Below are 19,310 nucleotides of genomic sequence, written 5' to 3'. Positions count from 1 at the left end.
GGGCCCGTCGCTGTTTTCAGAGCCATCCATGCCGGTCTCAACCGAAAGATGGATGACATGCACGTGCCGTAAGCGTTCCCGTTACTGCGCGTGCATGCTTGCTGTAATTGGAAGCGCTTGTATTTGTCTTGGCAATAGACGCAACGTTACACCTCTGTTACTGTTAAATCCATGCAACCCATGCGTAAAAACCCATGTTGTCGGAAGGTGTCGTGTATCTGGCGGCGGGTTTTGGCGCAGGCTGATCGATAAGCGATCTGCATCGATATAGCCCTATCAAGTCCGCTGCCAGCTTCCTGGAGCGGATTTTTTGCATATGCACGGTCCATTCAGCCGGCTTCGCACCCGTCACGAGGTGCAGGCCTTTTGCTTTGTATTTAAGGGAGACCTCATTTGAAAGCAGTTGTGACGCTCAACCGTTTACTCATGTTGCTGCTGTTGGCATTTACGCCATTGGCAACATTCGCACAGGTGACCAAGGGTTCGATCTCCGGAACCGTCATTGACGGCTCCGGCGCCGCGATCGGCGATGCCGCAGTGAAGGCGACGAACACGCAGACAGGTGTCGTTTATCAGGCGACCGAAGATAAGTCCACGGGCGGTTTCCGCTTCAACCTGCTGCCTCCCGGCACCTACCGGATCGAGATCGCCAGCGCGGGCTTCGGCAACAAGAAGCTGGACAACGTCGTTGTCACCACCTCGCAGGACACGGGCCTCGGCTCGGTGACCCTGGGTGTTTCCGCCGAGTCCACCGTCCAGGTCTCCGGCTCCACCACGCCGCTGATCGAGACCACGCAGGCGCAGATCACGAACGACTTCTCCGCTGAGACGATTGCGTCGTTCGCGAACGTGAACGAGAACCAGGGTCTGGATAACCTGGCGCTGCTCGTGCCGGGCGTCAACGCCAGCCGCGATCTGGATTACGGCGATACGAATGGCGCCGCGGTCGCTTCGAACGGCAGCCGTGGCCGTAACAACGATCAGCAGATCGATGGCCAGAACAACAACGACAACTCGGTCACCGGACCGGCTCTGGGTGTGAGCGACGCTGAGTTCGCCAGCGAATACCAGATCATCACCAACAACTTCGGTCCTGAGTATGGCCGCAACGGTGGTTCGGTCATCAACGTCGTCACCAAGTCGGGTACGAACAACATTCACGGCAGCATCTATGGCAACTGGACGAACAACGACCTCGAGACGCTGACTCCGTATCAGAAGAGCTATGAAGGTCTGACCGATCTGCCGCGTTCGAACACGGAGTTCGGTGGCTTTACGATCGGCTTCCCGATCGTGAAGGACCGCCTGTTCTTCTTCAATGGCTTCGACCAGGAGCAGTTCCACGAGTCCGCGGTCTATACCTCGAGCGGCATCTCGCCGACCCAGACCGGTCTTACCGAGGCAGCTGCCTGCGGCGCTGTGAACGCGAATTCGCTTGCTGCTCTCCAGACATACGGCCCCTACAGCTTCACTACCGGTAACCCGACGGAATACGGAACCCCGATCGAGTCGACTATCTCCGGCACCAGTTGCCCGATCGAATACAGCTACGTGCAGCGCAGCGTTCCCGAGCGCCAGCACATCTTCAACTGGCTGCCCCGCGCCGACTACTCGAACGGCAAGGACACCATCGTTGCGCGTTACATCCTGTCGCGCAGCAACTGGTTCGATCTTGGCGACAATGGTGCAGGCGGCTGGTTCTACAACGAGCCTTCGCTCTCCCAGGCCGTCAAGCTGGGCTGGACGCGCGCCATCACGCAGAACATCGTCAACGAGTTCTCCGTCAATTTCGGCCGTGAGAACACGCAGTTCGGCGGAAGCAGCAATAACTCCGATCCGACCACGGCCAACATCACCCAGGGCGTGACGTATGTCACGATCAGCAACACGGCGGGCGCAGCCAGTCTTGGCTACGGTCCGGCAGACAATCTGCCCCAGGGCCGTATCGTGAACACCTGGCAGCTCCAGGACAACTTCAACTACCAGCTCGGCAAGCACCACCTCAAGGCCGGTGTGAACTGGACTTACCAGCGCTCGCCCAACACCTTCCTGCCGCTGGTCAACGGTGAGTTCGAGTTCTCCAACTGGTCTTCGTACCTTGCGAGCACGCCCTCGGAAATTAACATTGTCGACGGCAACACTACGCTCGACTTCCGCGAGTACGACACCTTCCTCTATGCCGGTGATGACTGGCAGATCAAGCCGAACCTGACTGTGAACCTGGGTCTGACCTGGAGCACCTACGGCCAGCCCGGTAACCTGTTCAACAAGCTCGATACCGAATCGCAGGAAAGCTCCGATCCTCTGTGGGATCCGAATCTGCCCCTATCGGTGACGACGGCGGCCAAGCTGCCTGCCGACAATCACATGTTCGGTCCCAGCGTCGGCTTCGCCTGGACCCCGGACTTCCTCGGCACCACGCACAAGACGGTGCTGCGTGGCGGCTATCGCCTGTCGTACGATCCGCCGTTCTACAACATCTACCTCAACACGGCCGATTCGGCGCCGCAGGTTCTCTCGCAGACCCTTACGTCGGCATCGGATGTGGATGGCGTTCTGCCTGCGAATCCGACCGGTCCCAATGTCCGCTCGGCTCTGTCCTCGTACCTGACCAAGGGCATTGCCGATCCCCGCGACTACACGCAGATCAACGAGTCGAAGAACTTCCGCGCGGATTACGTCTCGGCGTGGTCGCTCGGTATCCAGCGCGAGATTTCGCATAACCTGGTGGCCGAGGTGCGCTACGTGGGTAACCACGGCGGCGATCTCTTCCAGACCATCAACGCGAACCCCTATCTGGCTGGCCTGCAGGCAGCTTTCCCGAATGCCATTCCTTCGGGAGTCACTGTCTCCGCGGTGAACGGCCGTGAGGACGGCACCAGCGCGATCATCCGTCAGCGCACCAACACCGGCTACTCGGATTACCACGCGCTCCAGGCCGAACTGCGCGCCAATGACCTCTTCCACCAGCTCACGTTCTCTGCTGCGTACACGTGGAGCAAGACCACGGACAACGTCAGCGAGGTCTACAGCGGCGGTGGCGCCGGTGTCACTTCGGCCATCGCGCAGGACCCGCTGAACTACAAGAGCGCTGAGCACGGTCTCTCGGGTCTGGACTTCCCGCAGAACCTCACCCTCAACTTCGTCGAACAGGTTCCCTTCTTCAAGGAGCAGCATGGCCTTGAGGGTCACCTTCTCGGTGGATGGGGCGTCTCCGGAACGTACTTCATCGCCTCCGGCCAGCCCTACACGCCGATCCAGTACGGCTTCGACTACTACGGCAGCGACTCGGGTGTTTCCGACTACAGCTTCAACGGTGCCTATGGCGCGGGTCCGGATAACCTCCGTCCCTTCCTCGGCAGCCGCAAGGCTCCGGTGACGCAGGTCGGCGCCTACGCCGGTGACGTCTGCGCCTACTACACGAACGATGGCGTATCGAACCCGGCTTCCTGCTCGGCTGCGCCCACTACGCTGATCAGTTGGAACAACGCGAACAAGACAGCGGACTCGACCGTGAAGACGGTTTCGGCCTCCGATGTTCGCTACATCATGAACAGCACCTACGCCCAGAAGGCCTTCAACTCGCCGTGGGGCAATGTCGCCCGCAACGATGCCCGCGACTTCTGGACCAACACCGCAGATCTCACCGTGACCAAGAACTTCAAGCTGAACACCAAGATGAACGCCCTGGTCCGCGCCAACTTCTCCAACCTCTTCAACCACGCCAACTACGAGAGCATCGATCCTTACCTGGACGATGCCGGTTTCAACGCGGCCTATTCGGGCTTCGGCAATCCGAAGGTGACCCCGTCGAATCCGCGTGAAGTCACCTTCTCGGCGAAGGTGTCCTTCTAAGGACGAAGAGCAGACAAACAGCAGGAGGGCCGCATCGAAAGATGTGGCCCTTGCTGTTTACGGCCTCCGTTATCTGCATAAGAAGCTCGAAACCGTAAAGCGATACACTTCTCTTGTCTATGCGTCGCCGCAACCGGCTTACTGTCACGCTCTCGATCGTCGCTGTCTTCCTGCTGCTCGCCGTCGCCGCGCTGTATCTCCGCAAAAAGGCGCCGCCTGAGGCTGCACGCCTGCTGCCTGAGTCCGACGGCATCATTTACATCGATCTGCGCCCGCTGCGCACGGCCACGCGCTTTGACCGGCATCCCGTGCAGCACGATGCCGACTACCAGAAGTTCATCGATGCGACCGGCATTCAGCCTGAGCGCGATCTCGACGAGGCCGCCTTCTCGCTGCACCGCATGGCGAATCCGAAGGGCCCGAACGGACCGGTCGCCTTCTCCGAGGTCTTCGTCGGCCACTTCGACGGACGTCGCGTGAGTTCCTGGCTTCAGTCGCAGGCCGCTTCGACCGAAGAGTACGCCGGCCACGATATCTACAACATCACCAACGAGGGCCGGACGGTGCGCGTCGCGCTGCTCGGCTATGACATGATCGCGGTCAGCAACACGCCCTCGGCTGAACAGATCCACTCGATCCTCGATCGCTATCGCACGGCGGCGCTGCCCTTCACCGGCTCCACGCTGCTGGCCCGGCATTACGTCGACGTCCCGCTGCTCTCGCTCGCCTGGGGCATCGGGCAGATCGGCCTGCCGCTGGGGGACAGCGATGGCCGCGTCAACGTCATGGGGCTGTCTCTGCCGCTCCCCCAGGACGCGACCTTTGTCGCCTCGCTGAGCTGGGCCGGCAAGACGCGGCTGCGGGTGGAGGAGATCGCCTCGAGCGATGCCGACGCCAAGGCTGCGGTCGACTCCATCGGGTCGCTGCTGAGCCTTGCCCGCACCGTCGCCGACAATCCCGGCACGGCATCCGATCCGTCGGAGGCGGCGATTGCCGGCGATACGAAAGCCCTGCTGGACAGCGCGCATGTCGACCAGCACCATAACCGGGCGGTGCTGACCGCGGCAGTTCCGGACGACCTGCTGCAGCGGCTGGTCGCCGCACCGGCCGGCTTTGGAAAGTCCTCCGGCGCCCGTTGATCGCGGTGGGCCGGATGGGGGGAGGGCGCTGCAAGACGAATGAGCGCTCAAACGGGTACACTTCTTGCCGGGGAAACGCAACCACGATTGTGCCTCCCGGCTTTTTGAGTACGTCCCGGCTCTTGCTGATCCACATCGTGCATTTCCGTCTTGCTCGCTGACCCTTTCACCGTTCTGCTCACCGCTTCAGGAGGAACGAATGTCGAGCACTCGCATGCTCCGTCTCGCCCTTGCCCCCGCTGTCTGTGGCCTTTTCTGCTGCGCCGCTCTCGCCCAGGATTCCAGCCAGGTTCTTACCGGACAGGATGCCTTCACGAACTATCAGAAGGAAAAGCCCGGTGTCACCCGCAAGCTGACCGTCGCCGATCTCCCCAAGCCGTATGCCACGCAGGGTGTTGATAACGGCGCTCCGATGGTCCAGCGGCCGGACGGCGCCATGCCCATCGCGCCCGATGGCTTCAAGGTCAGCCTCTATTACACCGGGCTGAACCAGCCGCGCCTCATCCGCAAGGCTCCGAACGGCGATCTCTTCGTCGCTCTCAGCTATGAGAACAAGGTGATGGTCTTCCGCGGCGTTGGCCCAGATGGCAAGCCGAAAGAAGTATCGACCTTTGCCGACAATCTGAACCTGCCTTTTGGTATCGCTTTCTATCCTGCCGCTCATCCCAAGTGGGTCTACATCGGCAACACGGACGGCGTCATCCGCTTCCCCTACAAGAGCGGCGACCTCAAGGCCAGCGGGCCTTCCCAGCAACTTGCCGAGCTGCCTGGCGGCGGCAAGCTTCGCGGCGGCGGCCACTGGACGCGCGACATCGCCTTCTCGAAGGACGGCAAGAAGATGCTCGTCTCGGTCGGATCGCACTCCAATGTCGATGATTCAGACACGCATCCGGAAGAATTCCACCGTGCCGATGTTCTTGAGTTCACCCCGTCCGGCAAATTCACCAAGATCTATGCCTCCGGCATCCGCAACTGCGTGGGTGAGGCAGTGAACCAGATCACCGGCCAGCTATGGTGCTCGACCAATGAGCGCGACATGCTCGGTGACAACCTTGTGCCCGACTACATCACGCATGTCGAGGAGGGTGGCTTCTATGGGTGGCCCTGGTACTACATGGGCGGTAATCAGGATCCGCGCCATGATGGCAAGCACCCCGAGCTGAAGGACAAGGTCCTTACGCCGGACGTGCTGCTGCAGCCGCACTTCGCCTCACTCGAGATGGTCTTCGACGACAGCTCGCAGTTTCCGGCTGAGTGGAAGGGGGATGCCTTCGCTGCCGAACATGGCTCCTGGAATAAGGCTCAGCGCGCGGGATACGAGGTGATCCGCGTGCCAATGAAGGATGGCAAGGCCACCGGCGAGTACCAGGACTTCCTCACCGGCTTCACGACCGACGACGGACACGTCTGGGGCCGTCCGGTAGGCGTGGCGTTTGCCGATGACGGCTCGCTCTTCGTGACCGATGATGGCTCGGGATCGATCTGGCACGTCGAACACACGAAGTAGCAGCAAGCGTCCTAGGTGGCCCACAGCTCATGCCATTCGAGATGTGGGCTTGCAGGATTGCACGGTGGCCATGCGAGACTTCAGCTGGCTTGGGGAGAGAAGGGGAGAGAACGATCCTCGTATACACAAATGGCCGCCTAGAAGGGCGGCCGTTCTCTCGTATGCTGTTATCCTCTCGGCATGTTTAAGCAGTTGGCGTTGTTGCCAGGTCTCCTTTTGGGAGTAAGTTCAGCATTCGCGCAAGGCCAACCGGCCAATTCGGCATCGGTTGCCGATGTGGCACTGCTTGCGAAGATTCGCCATGATTACGACACTCCATTTAAGCGGAACTTGGCATCGTTTAACTGCTCAGTGGAGTTTGATTGGAAACAACACGTCATCGACGTTGTAGGTAAGGTTCCTGAGCCTCTTGTCCCGTCGATAGACGCTCTCCAGAAGGTTAAGCATCGTGTTTCGGTTGATTACTCCCATGCTGCATTGACTACGCTCCCCGGATACCCAGATCTGTCTGGAGTTGCACACGGCCAGGATCTCGAGGGTTCGTTTACTGGGATCGTTACGGCGGGTTTGAATGCATGGGTGCCTTCGGCGGCAGACCTTCTGCTGCCATCCGGACCAACGCACTATAGCTTCACCAAGCTCGATTCTGGATATGAGTTAGCGATGAGTGGACCGGGCGTCGCCGCGAAGCTTCTTTTATCTGATGACCTGCGTATGACAAACGGCGTGAGCCAGCAGCCCCAACCGTTGCGATTCAACACCTCGTTCACGAATGGCCCGGAGGGTTTTCTTCTCGGTTCCATGCAGACCTCAGATACTGCGAGCATGGGACATGACGCAGAGTTTGACTATTCCTATGCGGACATAGAGGGTTTCCAGCTGCCGACGGGGGTTACCGTCAAGTCCGCTACTGGTGAAACCTGGCACTATTCACTGCGCGATTGCAAAGTGGTTAAGTTTGTAAAGTTGAAGGTCCAAACGCTTCCTCTCAAACCGCAATAAGAAGCGGTTCTACTCTTCAGGGCTTGCCGTGAGTCAAGGGTAGTATCCATAGACAATAGACAAAGGAGAGGCTGTCCGTGAGGGCGGCCTCCGTCGTTTCTGCGTTCTGTATCAAGGTGTGGCAAGGATGTAACCGTGATCGTCTCTAGTGTTGTAATCGACTGCGCCAGTATCGCCGACTGGGGTTCATTCCACGACTGCTTCGCGGGGGCTTTCGGGTTTCCCGGCTTCTATGGCAGAAACATGGATGCGTGGATCGACTGCATGACCTCACTGGATAGCTCAGAGGATGAAATGAGTACGATTCACTGCGCGTCCGGTTCGGTTCTGACCCTTCAACTTGAGAATGTCACGGGGTTTCGGGAGAGATGTCCCGAAATCTATGACGCACTGATCGATTGCGCCGCTTTCGTGAATTGGAGGAAGCTGGAAGTGGGTGAGTCTGCTGTGCTAGCACTCAGTTTCAGGCGTCAGAGTTAAATAGCCTTTGGGATAGCCAAAGCAACAAGGCCGCCCTACCGGGCGGCCTTTGTATTGTGAATAGAACTGTTTGCTCGCGACTAACAGGAGCGGGTGCCGAAGGCGATTACCGGAACGGTCAATTCCCGATGAGTGAGGAGCCGGTTTGCGCGCTGGCCAGCTGCTCCATGGTCTCGCGCAGGTATTTGTGCGGATTCACCGGCGTGTTGCGGATGTGGACCTCGTAGTGGAGGTGCGGACCGGTGCTGCGGCCGCTGGTGCCCACATAGCCGATGATCTGGCCGACCTTCACCTGCTCGCCCGGCGTGCAGGCAAAACCGGAGAGATGTCCGTAGAGCGTGGCGATGCCGCTGCCGTGGTCGACCAGGATTTCGCGTCCGTAGCCGTTCCCCATGCCCGCCGTGACGACAACGCCGTCGGCGGTAGCGCGGACCGGGTCTCCGTAATGAGCCGAGATGTCGATGCCCTTGTGGAAGGCGCCCTCGCCGTTGAACGGATCGGTGCGTTCGCCGAAGGAGCTGGTAATGGGGCCCATGACCGGCCAGAGCGATGGCGCATCGGCCATGTTGATCCAGCTGCCGCCATCGGCATCCGGAGCGTTCGGAGAGAGGCCGATCTCAAAGGCGCGCGACAGGCGGCCGGAGAGGGCCGTGGTGCGCAGCGAGCTCAGCTCGTCGAGGCTGGCGGAGTAGTTCGCGTCGGTGAAGTTGTCCGGGTTGTCGACGACGGTTGGCGCGTTCGAGGCTGCGGCCGCGGAGTGCGAGAGCTTGCTCTGCTTCAGGCCGTACATGGCGCTGACTTCACTGGCGAGCGCGCCGAGTGAGGCTGCCTGGACTTCCTTCTCCTTGGCAACCTCTTCGAGCTGCTGGTAGTTCTTGCGCAGGGCTTCCTGCTGCGAGCGGATCTGGTTGAAGCTTGCCGTCTTCACCAGCATGCGCGAGTAGGAACCCGCCATGCCGGTAATGGTGAAGAGACCGATAACCGCAGCGGCCGCGAAGACGTACGCGTAGTGGAGAGGCACCGGGATCTTGCGAAGCTTGCCGTTCTCCTCGGCCGCGACAAAGATGATGTAGTAACGCCTGCGCAATCCGCTTCTCGCAAAAAAGAAAATTTACGTCACGTACAGGAAACTTCCATTCGAGAGGAAGTCTCTAAGTAAGAGACGGCCATGCCCGGTCCTCGGGACGCGGGGGCGCGTCTGATTTCCTGACTCAATTTCGACGCTAACAGCCCCGCTTTGGCCGGGTCAACCACGCATTTTGCTCGAATCGCGTTTCTGTAACCGGAGCGGATACCCGTGGTCTGCCTGTAAAGCGTTCGTTTTCAGCAGCTTTTCGCTGTGGGCATATCCGATGTGCCAATCCGCATATGCATGTGTGAATTTATTGCCCCGAGTTTAGATCGTCTCTCCCAGCCTGGCTTCCGCCCTTCAGCCTGACTTCCGCGCCTGCGCTACCCTAAAAGACTGTCTGCCATGGTTGCTCCGCGCAAAGCCCGATCCGCGTCTTCCTCCTCGATCGTTTCCCGTCCGGTTCCCGGCGGCGAACGCGACTTCATTGCGGGTCTTCGCGCTCAGGTGAGCGCGGGCCGGGGCCGCTATGCCGGGCTGCGGCTGGGGATTGGCGACGACTGCGCCATCCTGCGTCCGCCCGTGGGGCACGATGTCGTGGTGACGACCGATTTCTCGCTCGAGAACCGGCATTTCCGCCGCGACTGGCATCCGGCGGAATCGGTCGGCCACCGCTGCCTGGCGCGCGGCCTTAGCGACCTGGCCGCGATGGGCGCGAAGCCTCTGGGGGCGTTTCTCTCGATCGCCCTGCCGCCAGAGCTGACAGTGCCAAGTTCTTCAGAAGCCGGGGGGCAGAAAGCCCCTCGCGTGGGTTCATCCCTCCTGCTTGAATCCTGGTCAGGCAGGTTTCTTGCCGGGCTCCTCGCCCTTGCCGCGCAGGAGGGCGTGCCGCTCGCCGGAGGCGACACCGCGCAGGCGCCGTCCCTCGCTGGCCAAATGGGCCTCGTGGTCGCCGACATCACGCTGGTCGGCGCCGTGCCTCGCCGGAAGGCTCTGCTGCGCTCGGCGGCGCAGCCTGGGGACGTTATCTATGTCACCGGCGCGCTGGGCGGCTCGGCCGCGGAGCTGCTCGCACTAGAGCGCGCGCCGCGGGAGTACGCCGCGTTGCGGCAGGCGACGGATGGCCATCCGCATCTCTATCCGCAGCCACGGCTGGCGGTCGCGCGGCGATTGCTCGCCGGGCGGCGGCTGCATGCGGGCATCGACCTGAGCGATGGCATCTCGACCGACCTAGCCCACATCTGCGCTGAATCCGGCGTGGCCGCCGAGCTGGACGCCGCAGCGATCCCGATCCACGCACTGGCCCGCGAGGCCGAGCGCGAGGGATGGGCTCTCTCCGCCCTGAGCCTTGCTCTGAATGGCGGCGAGGACTACGAGCTGCTCTTCACCGCGCCTCGCGCGACGAAGATTCCGCGCACAGTCGCGGGCGTGCCGGTGCAGGCTATCGGTGAGATCGTGAAGCCGCGCCGCAGCCAGCCGCCGGTCGTGCTGCGCGAGGCGAACGGCCAGCGCACGCCTCTGGCTTCGGGCGGGTGGGAGCATTTTCGGCGTTAGGTTTGCCCTTTTCGTCCTCTATTGTTCCGACCGGAGCGAATGAAGGGAGTGCGGTGGAGGAACCTGCGGTTTCGCCTGCGGTGAAAAGACGTTGCTCGTATAAAGAAGAACCGCAGGTTCCTCCACTGCGCGAGACGATGAAACCGTCTCGCTTCGGTCGGAATGACAATGTATATGGGGAGCGTTCTGCCGCGTGCTATGCGTGATACGGGCGCAGGATAATGAACATCAGGCGCCCATGACGAACCAAGAGCAGGAACAACAGCCCACCCTCGACCTCACCTTCCCACACGACTGGACCGCCGAGATCCTCGAGCAGTGGCCGCAGATTCTCCCGGCCCGGCGCTATGTCTATCCGTCGCGGGCCATGGACCTCGAGCCCGAGGAGGCGGGCTACGGAGCTCTACATCTGACCGTCCGTCCGGCGGTGGGACGGCCCTTTCTGGCGACCTTCGCGCTCGGCTACGACGACCCTGCGGTGCCCTCCGGCCTGTGGAGTTGCCCCGATCCCGGTTGGCTCTGCGCCGTCTCGGGTGGCTATGCGTACGTTATCGATACGGCCGCCCCAGAGCGCTTTGCCCAGTTGGCGATCCGGCCTGTGCTCGAGGTGCATGCTTTGCCCACGCAGGAGCTGCTGCTCTTTGCCGGGCATCATACCCTCACCGCCTGGGGCAAGGAGGGCGAGGCCTGGCAGAGCGCGCGCGTCTCGGCTGAAGGCATCCGCCTCGATCACGTTGAGGGTGGGGTGCTCCACGGCTTTGGATGGGACATGATGGCGGACGCCGAGGTGCCCTTCGCGCTCGATCTACGCACCGGGATGCGGGTCTGAGACCTCCGGCCTCTCGATCCGAAAGAAGCTCAGCGCGGCGTCGCCCTGCTGGAGCACGCGGTGCTTTTGCAGCTGTCCATAACTCTCGGCGAGCGTGTGTTTCTTCTCATGCTCGGCGATGACGATGGCCTCAGCCGCAAGCAGCCCGGCGCATGCGCCGCCCAGCAAGGCCAGCGTGCGTTCGTACTCGTCGCGGTCGGCGTAGGGCGGGTCTAAGAAAATGATGTCGGCGAAGACGATGTCCGCCTGCCTGCCTGATTCGGTGAGACGCTTCAGCGTAGCTGCGACGCTGCGGGTTTCGAGGGTGAAGCCGCCGGAGATGCCGAGAGTCGACAGGTTCTTGCGAATGGCCTGCACCGCGGGCGGAGCCTGTTCCACGAAGACGGTCTGCGCCGCGCCCCGGCTGAGAGCCTCGATGCCGACCGCGCCTGAGCCCGCGTAGAGATCGACGAAGATTGCGCCCTCGATGCGCGGCGCGAGCACGTTGAAGAGCGTTTCGCGGAGGCGGTCGCTGGTGGGCCGTGTGTCCATGCCGCGCGGTGCGGTCAGCGGGCGCGAGCGGTAGGTTCCTGCAATGATGCGCATTTCGTCTTTGATCCTAATTGGCGGAAAGGGTGTAGAGGTATTCAAGGGCGGAGCGCTCATTGGCTGCTATGCTTCCCCACTCAAGCCGCAGGATCTTCTGCGCGACCAGCGGGAGCGCCACGCGAAGCGATGGCCTGTGACGGCCAGTCACCGCGACCGGCGGGAGCACGTGCCGAAGGCGGAAGGCCTGGACGGCGAGACCCCGCCCTGCGCGGAGCAGTCCTCTACAATAGGTGGCAGCCCGGCTCCATGCGGGCAGCGAGGCTGGCAAGAATCATGCGTGGATGGTCATTTCCCCTGGGTCGATGGTTTGGCGTGGACCTCCGCATCCATACCTTCTTCCTGCTGCTGCTCGGTTTCTGCCTGCTTTCGACGGGCGTGGCCGGCGTTTCGGGATGGCGCGGCTTCCTGCTCTGGTCGACGCTTTTCTTTGCCGTGTTGGTGCGTGAGATCGCGCGGCTGATGCTGGCGGCCTACCACGGCCTGCAGCTGCGCTCGGTGCTGCTGCTGCCTATCGGCGGACTCTTTTCCTACACCAACCCTGAAAGCGCGGAGCGCGCGCAGGAGCCCGGCGTGCAGCTGCAACTGGCGCTGGTCGGACCTGTCGCCAGCCTGCTGTTTGCGGGGATGGTGGCTGCGTTGATTGCCGGCGCCTCGGCCGCTGTGCCGCTGCTGGCGCGGCCCCTGATTACGCCCTCGCACCTGATGCGGTCGGCGGTGTGGCTGAGCGCGGGACTCGCGCTGCTGCACCTGCTCCCGGCGTATCCGCTGGATGCGGGCCGGGTGCTGCGTGGCATCCTGGCGGGCTCGCGCGGGACGGCACAGGCGACGAAAGCGGCCTCCGGCATTGGACAGGCCTTCGGCATGCTGACGATGATCGCCGGGCTTGCGCTGCTGGCCCTGCCGAACACCGGCGCGGCCGCGGGCATCAGCCCCTGGCTGATCATGGGTGGTTTTTTCGTCTTCATCGGCGCGCAGCTCGAAGACCAGGGCACGATGTTCCAGTCGGTGGTCGAAACGGTGCGCATGAAGGACGTGATGCTGACCGAGTTCTCGACGATGTCCCCCTCGGACACGCTGGCCGACGCGCTCTTCAAGGCGATCCACACCCTGCAGGATGAGTTCCCGGTGGTGCGAGGATCGAGCCTGGTGGGCGTGGTCTCGCGGCAGGGGATTCTCTCCGCGCTGCGCACGGACGGCAACGGCTACGTGCAATCGGTGATGTCGCGGAGCTTCCAGGTCGCCGAGCCCGAGGACTCGCTTGGCCTGATGATCCGGCGGATTGCGGGTGGCCGCATGTCGCTGGTGCCCATCGCGCAGTCCGGCCGCATCGTGGGCATCGTAACGTGGCAGAACCTGAGCAGCAGCATGGGTCTGCTGGCCGAACATCGCCGCTTCGAGCGCGAAACGTAAACATCTTTATCAAAGAAGACTTTTTGATGGCAGTTACTGAGCAGGATGGGGCGCCGCTCGCGCCCGGGCTTTATCTCGTCGCCACGCCCATCGGCAATCTCGAGGACATCACGCTGCGCGCGCTGCGCATTCTGCGGTCCGTGGACCGGATTGCGTGCGAAGACACGCGGCAGACGCAGAAGCTGCTGAACCACTTCGGCATCGAGACGAAGACCACCAGTGTGCACGAGCACAACGAGGCGGGACGCGCGGCCGGGCTGATCGATGACATTCGCAAGGGCGAGCGCATCGCCGTCGTCACCGACGCGGGCATGCCGGGGATCTCCGACCCAGGCATGCACCTGGCGCGGGCGGCGATCGAAGCCAGGCTGGCGGTGATCCCGGTGCCGGGCGCGAATGCCGCGCTGACGGCGCTGATCGCCTCCGGACTCGACACGGAGAGGTTTCTCTTCGAGGGCTTTCTGCCGCCGAAGCAGGGTGCGCGGCAGGCGCGGCTGGAGGCGCTGCGGGCGTCTCTGTCCGAAGATGCGGCTCCGCTGACGGTGGTGCTATACGAGGCGCCGCACCGGATTCTCGAGACGCTGGCCGATATTGCCGTGGTCTACGGATCGGAGTGCCGCGTGGCGCTGGCTCGCGAGCTGACCAAGCTGCATGAGGAGTTCCTGCGCGGTCCGGCGGCCGAGGTAGCGGCACAGCTGCAGGAGCGCGATCGCGTGCGCGGCGAGATGGTGCTGCTGGTCGAGATGCGCCCCGCGGCTGCGGGTGAGGCGGCTGCGCCGGTATCGCTGCTGGAGCGCATCAGGGAGCTGGCGGCAAGCGAAGGTCTCGACGAGATGGCGGCGCTCAAGAAGATCGCGAAGGAACGCGGCGTCTCGAAGAGCGAGATTTACCGCGAGCTGCAGCGCGTGCGGAACAAAAAGTAGAGTCAGCCTCAGAGTTCCGGGTGGCCCATTCAAGCCTGCAGTTGGCTTGAGTGGGGGGACGATCAGCCTGCTCGCCGGAGGCTTGTCATTCGATTCGAGTCTCCCGACCAAGCGGAGCTTGGCAGGGCACACTCATTCTCACTTGTTGATATGACCGCAGGTCTCTCCACTGCGCTTCGCCCTTTGGGCTGCGCTTCGGTCGGGATGACAATCCTGTTGGAGTCCGAGTGATTCCCGCCGACTCTATCGGCGCGCCAGCGCCACGCGCGGAATCCCCTGGAGGTCGTCGAGGAAGCTGACATCCTCCCAGCCGCTGAGCAGTGCGGTGAGGGCTTCGCGCTGGCCGTGGCCGATCTCCATCAGCAGCCAGCCCCCGCGGCGGAGCGCGGCATGGGCCTGCGGAATGAGGCGCTTGTAGATGTCGAGACCGTCTACACCCGCGTACAGGGCGGACGACGGTTCATAGTCGCGGACCTGCGGCTCGAGGACATCGACAGACGGCACATAGGGTGGGTTCGAGACGATCATGTCGAAGTGCTCGCCTGCGACGGCGGCGAGCAGGTCGGATTCGAGAAATCGAATGCGGACTCCATGCCGCGCCGCGTTCTCTTTTGCGATTTCGAGCGCTGCGGGCGAAAAGTCGACGGCTGTGATTTCGGCCTGCGGCAGCTGGTGCGCGAGGGTCACGGCAATGGCTCCGGAGCCTGTACCGATGTCTAAAATTCGGGCTGGAGATTCGTGCTCTTCGCGAGCAGTTTTCTGCTTTTGGGGGATGCGCTCGAGTGCGGCTTCGACGAGGTGTTCCGTCTCGGGGCGCGGGATCAGCACGGCGGGGGTGACGCGGAACGCGAGGCCGTAGAGCTCCTGTTCGCCGGTCACGTATTGGATGGGCTCGTGCCTGGCGCGGCGGGCGATCTTCTCGGCGAATGCGGCCTGTGCTTCGGCGCTCACTTCGGCATCGGGGTGCATGAGCAGCCAGACGCGGTCTTTGCTTAACGTGTGCAGCAGCAGGAGTTCGGCATCGCGCTGGGCAGTGGGGGATGGTTGCAGCTGCGCGGCCGCCTGCTGGAGAAGGGATCGGGCTGTGGCGCTGGTCGGCATGGAGAGTTTGTAGGATCCCATGTTCCTGCAAGACATGGGATCCCGGATTGTTCGCTCCGGTGAGTTCTTCTCTCCCACCCAAGCGGAGCTTGGATGGGGCACCCTCATCTTTGCTAATTGAGAGAGCTACGATGCGTTGCGCTTGGAAGAACCCACATCTCGAACGGAACGAGATGTGGGGCACCCGTCGCTCTTCTCACGCGACCAGCGGGAGTGTCACAACAGGACGCTCCCTAGAGCATGCGCCAAAGGCGCGGACGCCTGGACGGCCAGTCCCGGGCGAGTCCTTAGGCGGCGGTTTCGGCTTCGGCCTTCAGTCGTTCGGCGTTGAAGTACGAAATGGTCGCGTCGATGACCGGCTGCAGGTGGCCTTCCATGGTGATGCCGAGCTGGTGGATGGTCAGGCCGATGCGGTGGTCGGTGAGGCGGTTCTGCGGGAAGTTGTAGGTGCGGATCTTCTCGCTGCGATCGCCGGAACCGACCTGCTGCTTGCGCTCCTTGGCCATGGCCTCGTGCTGGCGCTCCATCTCGACCTCATAGAGGCGGGTACGGAGGACGCGCATGGCTTTTTCACGGTTCTTGATCTGCGACTTCTCGTCCTGGCAGCTGACGACGGTGTTCGTGGGCAGGTGGGTGATGCGGATGGCCGAGTAGGTGGTGTTCACCGACTGGCCGCCGGGACCCGACGAGCAGAAGGTGTCGATGCGGAGGTCTTTCTGCTCGATCTTGACATCGACTTCCTCGGCTTCCGGCAGCACGGCGACAGTGATGGCCGAGGTGTGGACGCGGCCCTGGGTCTCAGTGGCAGGAACGCGCTGCACGCGGTGCACGCCGCTCTCGTACTTGAGCTGCGAATAGACCTTGTCGCCTTCGAAGCTGGCGGTGATTTCCTTGAGGCCGCCGACCGAGGACTCGGACGAGGAGAGGATGTCGACCTTCCAGCGGCGCTGTTCGGCGTAGCGGGCGTACATGCGGAACATCTCGGCCGCGAAGAGCGAGGCTTCGTCGCCGCCGGTGCCGGCGCGGATTTCGACGATCACGTTCTTCTCGTCGTTGGGATCCTTGGGCAGCAGGAGGATCTTGAGCTCTTCCTCGATGCCGGGCAGGCGCTCTTCGAGCTGGGCCAGCTCCTCTTCGGCCATGGCGCGGATGTCGGCGTCGTCCTCATTCACCATAACCTTGGCGTCAGCGATGCCGGTGGTCACCTCGCGGTATTCGCGGAACTTCTCGACCAGCGATTCGAGGTCGCGGTGCTGCTTGGCGATCTTCTGGTACTTCTGCTGGTCGGAGATGATCTCCGGCTCGGCAAGCTGCCGGCCGAGGTCTTCGTAGCGGGTCTCAATCTGTTCCAGGCGTTCAAACATGGAAGTGTCTCTCTTATGGCCTGATCAGGCGCGGAATCTGAATTTTCTTGGGAGTTCTTCTTCGAAAAGAAGGCACACATCGGCGAAGTCGGCTGGGGGCCGCTAAAGGAGGACGCCGGGAATGGTGCGGTGCTGCATCATGGATAGTTTATCCCTGTTTTGGATGCCGGCAGGCGAGAAAAGAAGCAGGGAGCTCCGCGGGTGGCATCTATGGGAAGGACGATAGTGGGCAGCTTCCTCGAATTCGCGCAGGTGAACCGGTCGCTGGCGGCGACCACGAAGAAGCTCGAAAAGCGGGCGCTGCTGGCGGCCTATTTGCAGGGATTGACGGTAGAAGATGCGGCGCGGGCGGCGCTCTGGTCTGCCGGGACTCCCTTTGCCGAGACCGACCGGCGCAAGCTGAACATCGGAGGCTCGCTGCTGACGAAGGCCCTGCAGAAAGTGGCCGGGGTGACGCCTGCGGCGTTGTCTGCTGCGTATCGGCGGTATGGCGACCTGGGCGACGCGGCGGAGGAGCTGCTGGCCGGGCGCGGCCGCGAGGCGGCAACGGCGGAGGCGGGCGGGTTGACGCTCGGGATCGTGGAGGAGAATTTTGCCCGGATGGCGGCAGGTCGCGGGCCCGGTGCGAAGCTGCCGCAGGTGACCGCGCTGCTGGAGGTGGCGACGCCGATCGAGGCGCGTTACCTGCTGAAGCTGATGCTGGGAGACATGCGCACCGGGGTGAAGCAGAGCCTGGTGGAAGAGGCGATCGCTGCGGCGTGGAGCGCCGAGGTGTCCAATGTCCGGCGCGCGGGGATGCTGCTGGGCGACCTGCCGGAGGTGGTCCGGCTGGCCGTGACGGGCAGGCTGGAAGATGCCCGGATGCGGCTCTTCCACCCGCTGGGGTTTATGCTGGCGAGCCCGGTGGCGTCCGTCGAGGAGGCAGTCGAGCGGTTTACCGAGGAACTGGTCGCCGAGGGCGAGACCCCGGCCGAGGCGTTGGCGGATGTCGTGGCCGCGCCTGCGATTCACGGTGTGCTCGAAGACAAGTACGACGGCATCCGGGCGCAGCTGCACTGCGGCGATCCGAAACAGGCCGGGCGGGTGGAGCTTTTCTCGCGCAGCCGCGAGGATATGGGCGAGGCCTTTCCCGAGCTAGTAGAAGCTTTCGCGGGGCTGCCGGCGCGGGCGATTCTGGACGGGGAGATTCTCGCCTGGGATGCGGCTGCCGGCCGGGCGCTGCCGTTCAGCGTGCTGCAGCAGCGCATCGGTCGCAGGCGTGTGACGGCCGAGATGCGGGAGCGGACGCCGGTGGTCTTCATGGCCTTCGACGCGCTGTATCTGGGAGATACGCTCCTGCTCGAGTCGCCACTGGATGAGCGCCGCGCGCGTCTCGAGGATTTCGTCCGGCAGCATGCACCCGGCACCGCCGAGGCTCTCACGCTCGAACAGCAGGACTTGTTTGCAGCGGCGGCCCTGGGATTTCCGCGGCTGATCGTCGCGCCGCAGGTGCGGCTCGAAAGCCCGGAGCATCTGGATCGCGCCTACACCGAGGCCCGGGCGCGGGGCAACGAAGGCGTGATGCTGAAGTCGCTGCGCTCGGTGTATCAGCCGGGGCGGCGCGGCCTGGCGTGGCTCAAGTTAAAGAGGGAACTGGCGACGCTGGACGTGGTGGTGACGGGTGCGGAGTTTGGTCATGGACGCCGGGCCGGGGTGCTTAGCGACTACACCTTTGCGGTGCGCGACGGCGACCGGCTGCGCAATATCGGGAAGGCTTACTCGGGGCTGACGGACGCGGAGATCGACGAGCTGACGGCGTACTTCAAGGCACACACGCTCGAGGACGATGGCTACTTCCGGACGGTCGAGCCGCTGAAGGTGCTGGAGGTGGCCTTCAACAACGTCATGCGCTCGGATCGGCATGACAGCGGCTTTGCGCTGCGCTTTCCGCGGATTCTGCGCATCCGGGACGACAAGCCGGTGGAGGAGATCGATACGCTGGCGCGCGTGGAAGAGATCTACGAAGGCCAGCCAGACAAGCCCGTGGACTGACCGTCCGGGTGGCAGCTTCGCGTGGCGCTTCCGTTGGTCGCGGTCCTGCGGTGTTGTTGGGAAAAGTCCGACGGTGGCCCATTCAAGCCGCGCAGTTGCGGCTTGAGTGGGGAAGCACGAGCTCCGGTTTTCGCAGAAGAGCGAGCGAAGAACTATTGCGCTCGCCTTTGGCTCGCTTCGGTCGGAATGGCAGCAGATCTTGGATTGGGGTTCGTACCTTCCCACCCAAGCGGGAGCTTGGGTGGGGCACCCTCATCCTCGCTGAACGAGAAAACTGCAGGTTCCTCCACTTCGCTCACTCTGTTCGCTTCGGCCGGAATGACAGGTGCTTTTATCTGAGCCCTGAGCCCTGAAAGCTAGTGGCTGTGCTCATGATCGTGATCGTGGTCGTGGTCGTGGTCGTGATCGTGGCTGTGGTCGTGGCCGCCGTGTCCGTGGTCGGTCTTCGTTCACATGCT

14 protein-coding genes are annotated in these 19,310 nt (G+C 62.8%); 10 read left to right on the top strand and 4 right to left on the bottom strand.

The features are described 5' to 3' along the window. Positions 1-393: 393 nt before the first annotated feature. The 5 genes from QM649_RS09255 to QM649_RS09235 all read left to right on the top strand — a co-directional run bounded on the left by QM649_RS09255 (position 394) and on the right by QM649_RS09235 (position 7,983). Positions 394-3,855: a carboxypeptidase regulatory-like domain-containing protein gene (locus QM649_RS09255; RefSeq protein WP_415198747.1), complete on the top strand. Its 3,462-nt coding sequence runs from the start codon at positions 394-396 to the stop codon at positions 3,853-3,855. Positions 3,856-3,974: 119 nt separating this feature from the next. Next, positions 3,975-4,994 carry a hypothetical protein gene (locus QM649_RS09250; RefSeq protein ID WP_415198789.1) on the top strand — a complete coding sequence of 340 codons (1,020 nt, stop codon included), beginning with the start codon at positions 3,975-3,977 and terminating at the stop codon, positions 4,992-4,994. A gap of 199 nt (positions 4,995-5,193) precedes the next feature. Further along, on the top strand, positions 5,194-6,501 hold the full coding sequence (locus QM649_RS09245; RefSeq protein ID WP_415198746.1) for a PQQ-dependent sugar dehydrogenase: 1,308 nt from the start codon (positions 5,194-5,196) through the stop codon (positions 6,499-6,501). A 180-nt stretch (positions 6,502-6,681) separates the two neighbouring features. Then, positions 6,682-7,503, top strand: a complete 822-nt coding sequence (locus tag QM649_RS09240; protein ID WP_415198745.1) for a hypothetical protein — start codon at positions 6,682-6,684, stop codon at positions 7,501-7,503. A gap of 135 nt (positions 7,504-7,638) precedes the next feature. After that, complete coding sequence (locus tag QM649_RS09235) at positions 7,639-7,983, top strand: barstar family protein (protein ID WP_415198744.1); 345 nt, start codon at positions 7,639-7,641, stop codon at positions 7,981-7,983. A gap of 118 nt (positions 7,984-8,101) precedes the next feature. Here QM649_RS09235 and QM649_RS09230 read toward each other — a convergent pair whose 3' ends face one another. Beyond that, on the bottom strand, positions 8,102-9,070 hold the full coding sequence (locus QM649_RS09230; RefSeq protein WP_415198743.1) for a M23 family metallopeptidase: 969 nt from the start codon (positions 9,068-9,070) through the stop codon (positions 8,102-8,104). A gap of 387 nt (positions 9,071-9,457) precedes the next feature. Here QM649_RS09230 and QM649_RS09225 point away from each other — a divergent pair, with 387 nt between their 5' ends. Next, on the top strand, positions 9,458-10,606 hold the full coding sequence (locus tag QM649_RS09225) for a thiamine-phosphate kinase (protein WP_415198742.1): 1,149 nt from the start codon (positions 9,458-9,460) through the stop codon (positions 10,604-10,606). 238 nt (positions 10,607-10,844) lie between these two features. Beyond that, entirely contained in the window at positions 10,845-11,435 is a 591-nt protein-coding gene (locus tag QM649_RS09220; protein ID WP_415198741.1) for a hypothetical protein, read from the top strand. Here QM649_RS09220 and rsmD read toward each other — a convergent pair. Beyond that, positions 11,412-12,020, bottom strand: coding sequence for a 16S rRNA (guanine(966)-N(2))-methyltransferase RsmD (gene rsmD / locus QM649_RS09215; protein ID WP_415198740.1), 609 nt, complete (start codon positions 12,018-12,020; stop codon positions 11,412-11,414). The two genes, QM649_RS09220 and rsmD, sit on opposite strands and share 24 nt — an antisense overlap. Before the next feature lie 315 nt (positions 12,021-12,335). On the opposite strand from rsmD, the gene QM649_RS09210 reads away from it, so the two are divergent. Both QM649_RS09210 and rsmI read left to right on the top strand, forming a co-directional pair. Continuing rightward, positions 12,336-13,433 (top strand): CBS domain-containing protein, encoded by a 1,098-nt coding sequence (locus tag QM649_RS09210; RefSeq protein WP_415198739.1) that lies wholly within the window; start codon positions 12,336-12,338, stop codon positions 13,431-13,433. A 26-nt stretch (positions 13,434-13,459) separates the two neighbouring features. Further along, positions 13,460-14,356, top strand: a complete 897-nt coding sequence (rsmI, locus tag QM649_RS09205; protein WP_415198738.1) for a 16S rRNA (cytidine(1402)-2'-O)-methyltransferase — start codon at positions 13,460-13,462, stop codon at positions 14,354-14,356. Between the two features lie 243 nt (positions 14,357-14,599). On the opposite strand, the gene prmC is transcribed toward rsmI, so the two are convergent. Both prmC and prfA read right to left on the bottom strand, forming a co-directional pair. Next, entirely contained in the window at positions 14,600-15,478 is an 879-nt protein-coding gene (gene prmC / locus QM649_RS09200; RefSeq protein ID WP_415198737.1) for a peptide chain release factor N(5)-glutamine methyltransferase, read from the bottom strand. 266 nt (positions 15,479-15,744) lie between these two features. Beyond that, on the bottom strand, positions 15,745-16,821 hold the full coding sequence (gene prfA, locus QM649_RS09195; protein WP_415198736.1) for a peptide chain release factor 1: 1,077 nt from the start codon (positions 16,819-16,821) through the stop codon (positions 15,745-15,747). Between the two features lie 210 nt (positions 16,822-17,031). On the opposite strand from prfA, the gene QM649_RS09190 reads away from it, so the two are divergent. Then, the gene (locus tag QM649_RS09190; RefSeq protein WP_415198735.1) at positions 17,032-18,852 is read left to right on the top strand and encodes an ATP-dependent DNA ligase; all 1,821 of its coding nucleotides are present in this window, start codon (positions 17,032-17,034) and stop codon (positions 18,850-18,852) included. The last annotated feature ends 458 nt before the right edge of the window (positions 18,853-19,310 follow it).

Origin of the sequence: Silvibacterium sp. (assembly GCF_047605705.1) — a bacterium.
In the GTDB taxonomy this organism is placed as follows: Bacteria; Acidobacteriota; Terriglobia; order Terriglobales; family Acidobacteriaceae; genus Silvibacterium.
The sequence above is the reverse complement of the archived record's forward strand: the minus strand, read 5'-3'. Positions and strand labels throughout refer to the sequence as shown.

What these genes read in the sequence shown, in the direction of transcription:
- QM649_RS09250 (WP_415198789.1), top strand. Translation starts at nt 3,975, where the DNA reads ATGCGTCGCCGCAACCGGCTTACTGTCACGCTCTCGATCGTCGCTGTC.
- QM649_RS09245 (WP_415198746.1), top strand. Translation starts at nt 5,194, where the DNA reads ATGTCGAGCACTCGCATGCTCCGTCTCGCCCTTGCCCCCGCTGTCTGT.
- QM649_RS09240 (WP_415198745.1), top strand. Translation starts at nt 6,682, where the DNA reads ATGTTTAAGCAGTTGGCGTTGTTGCCAGGTCTCCTTTTGGGAGTAAGT.
- QM649_RS09225 (WP_415198742.1), top strand. Translation starts at nt 9,458, where the DNA reads ATGGTTGCTCCGCGCAAAGCCCGATCCGCGTCTTCCTCCTCGATCGTT.
- QM649_RS09220 (WP_415198741.1), top strand. Translation starts at nt 10,845, where the DNA reads ATGACGAACCAAGAGCAGGAACAACAGCCCACCCTCGACCTCACCTTC.
- rsmD (WP_415198740.1), bottom strand. Translation starts at nt 12,020, where the DNA reads ATGCGCATCATTGCAGGAACCTACCGCTCGCGCCCGCTGACCGCACCG.
- rsmI (WP_415198738.1), top strand. Translation starts at nt 13,460, where the DNA reads ATGGCAGTTACTGAGCAGGATGGGGCGCCGCTCGCGCCCGGGCTTTAT.
- prmC (WP_415198737.1), bottom strand. Translation starts at nt 15,478, where the DNA reads ATGGGATCCTACAAACTCTCCATGCCGACCAGCGCCACAGCCCGATCC.
- prfA (WP_415198736.1), bottom strand. Translation starts at nt 16,821, where the DNA reads ATGTTTGAACGCCTGGAACAGATTGAGACCCGCTACGAAGACCTCGGC.
- QM649_RS09190 (WP_415198735.1), top strand. Translation starts at nt 17,032, where the DNA reads ATGGGAAGGACGATAGTGGGCAGCTTCCTCGAATTCGCGCAGGTGAAC.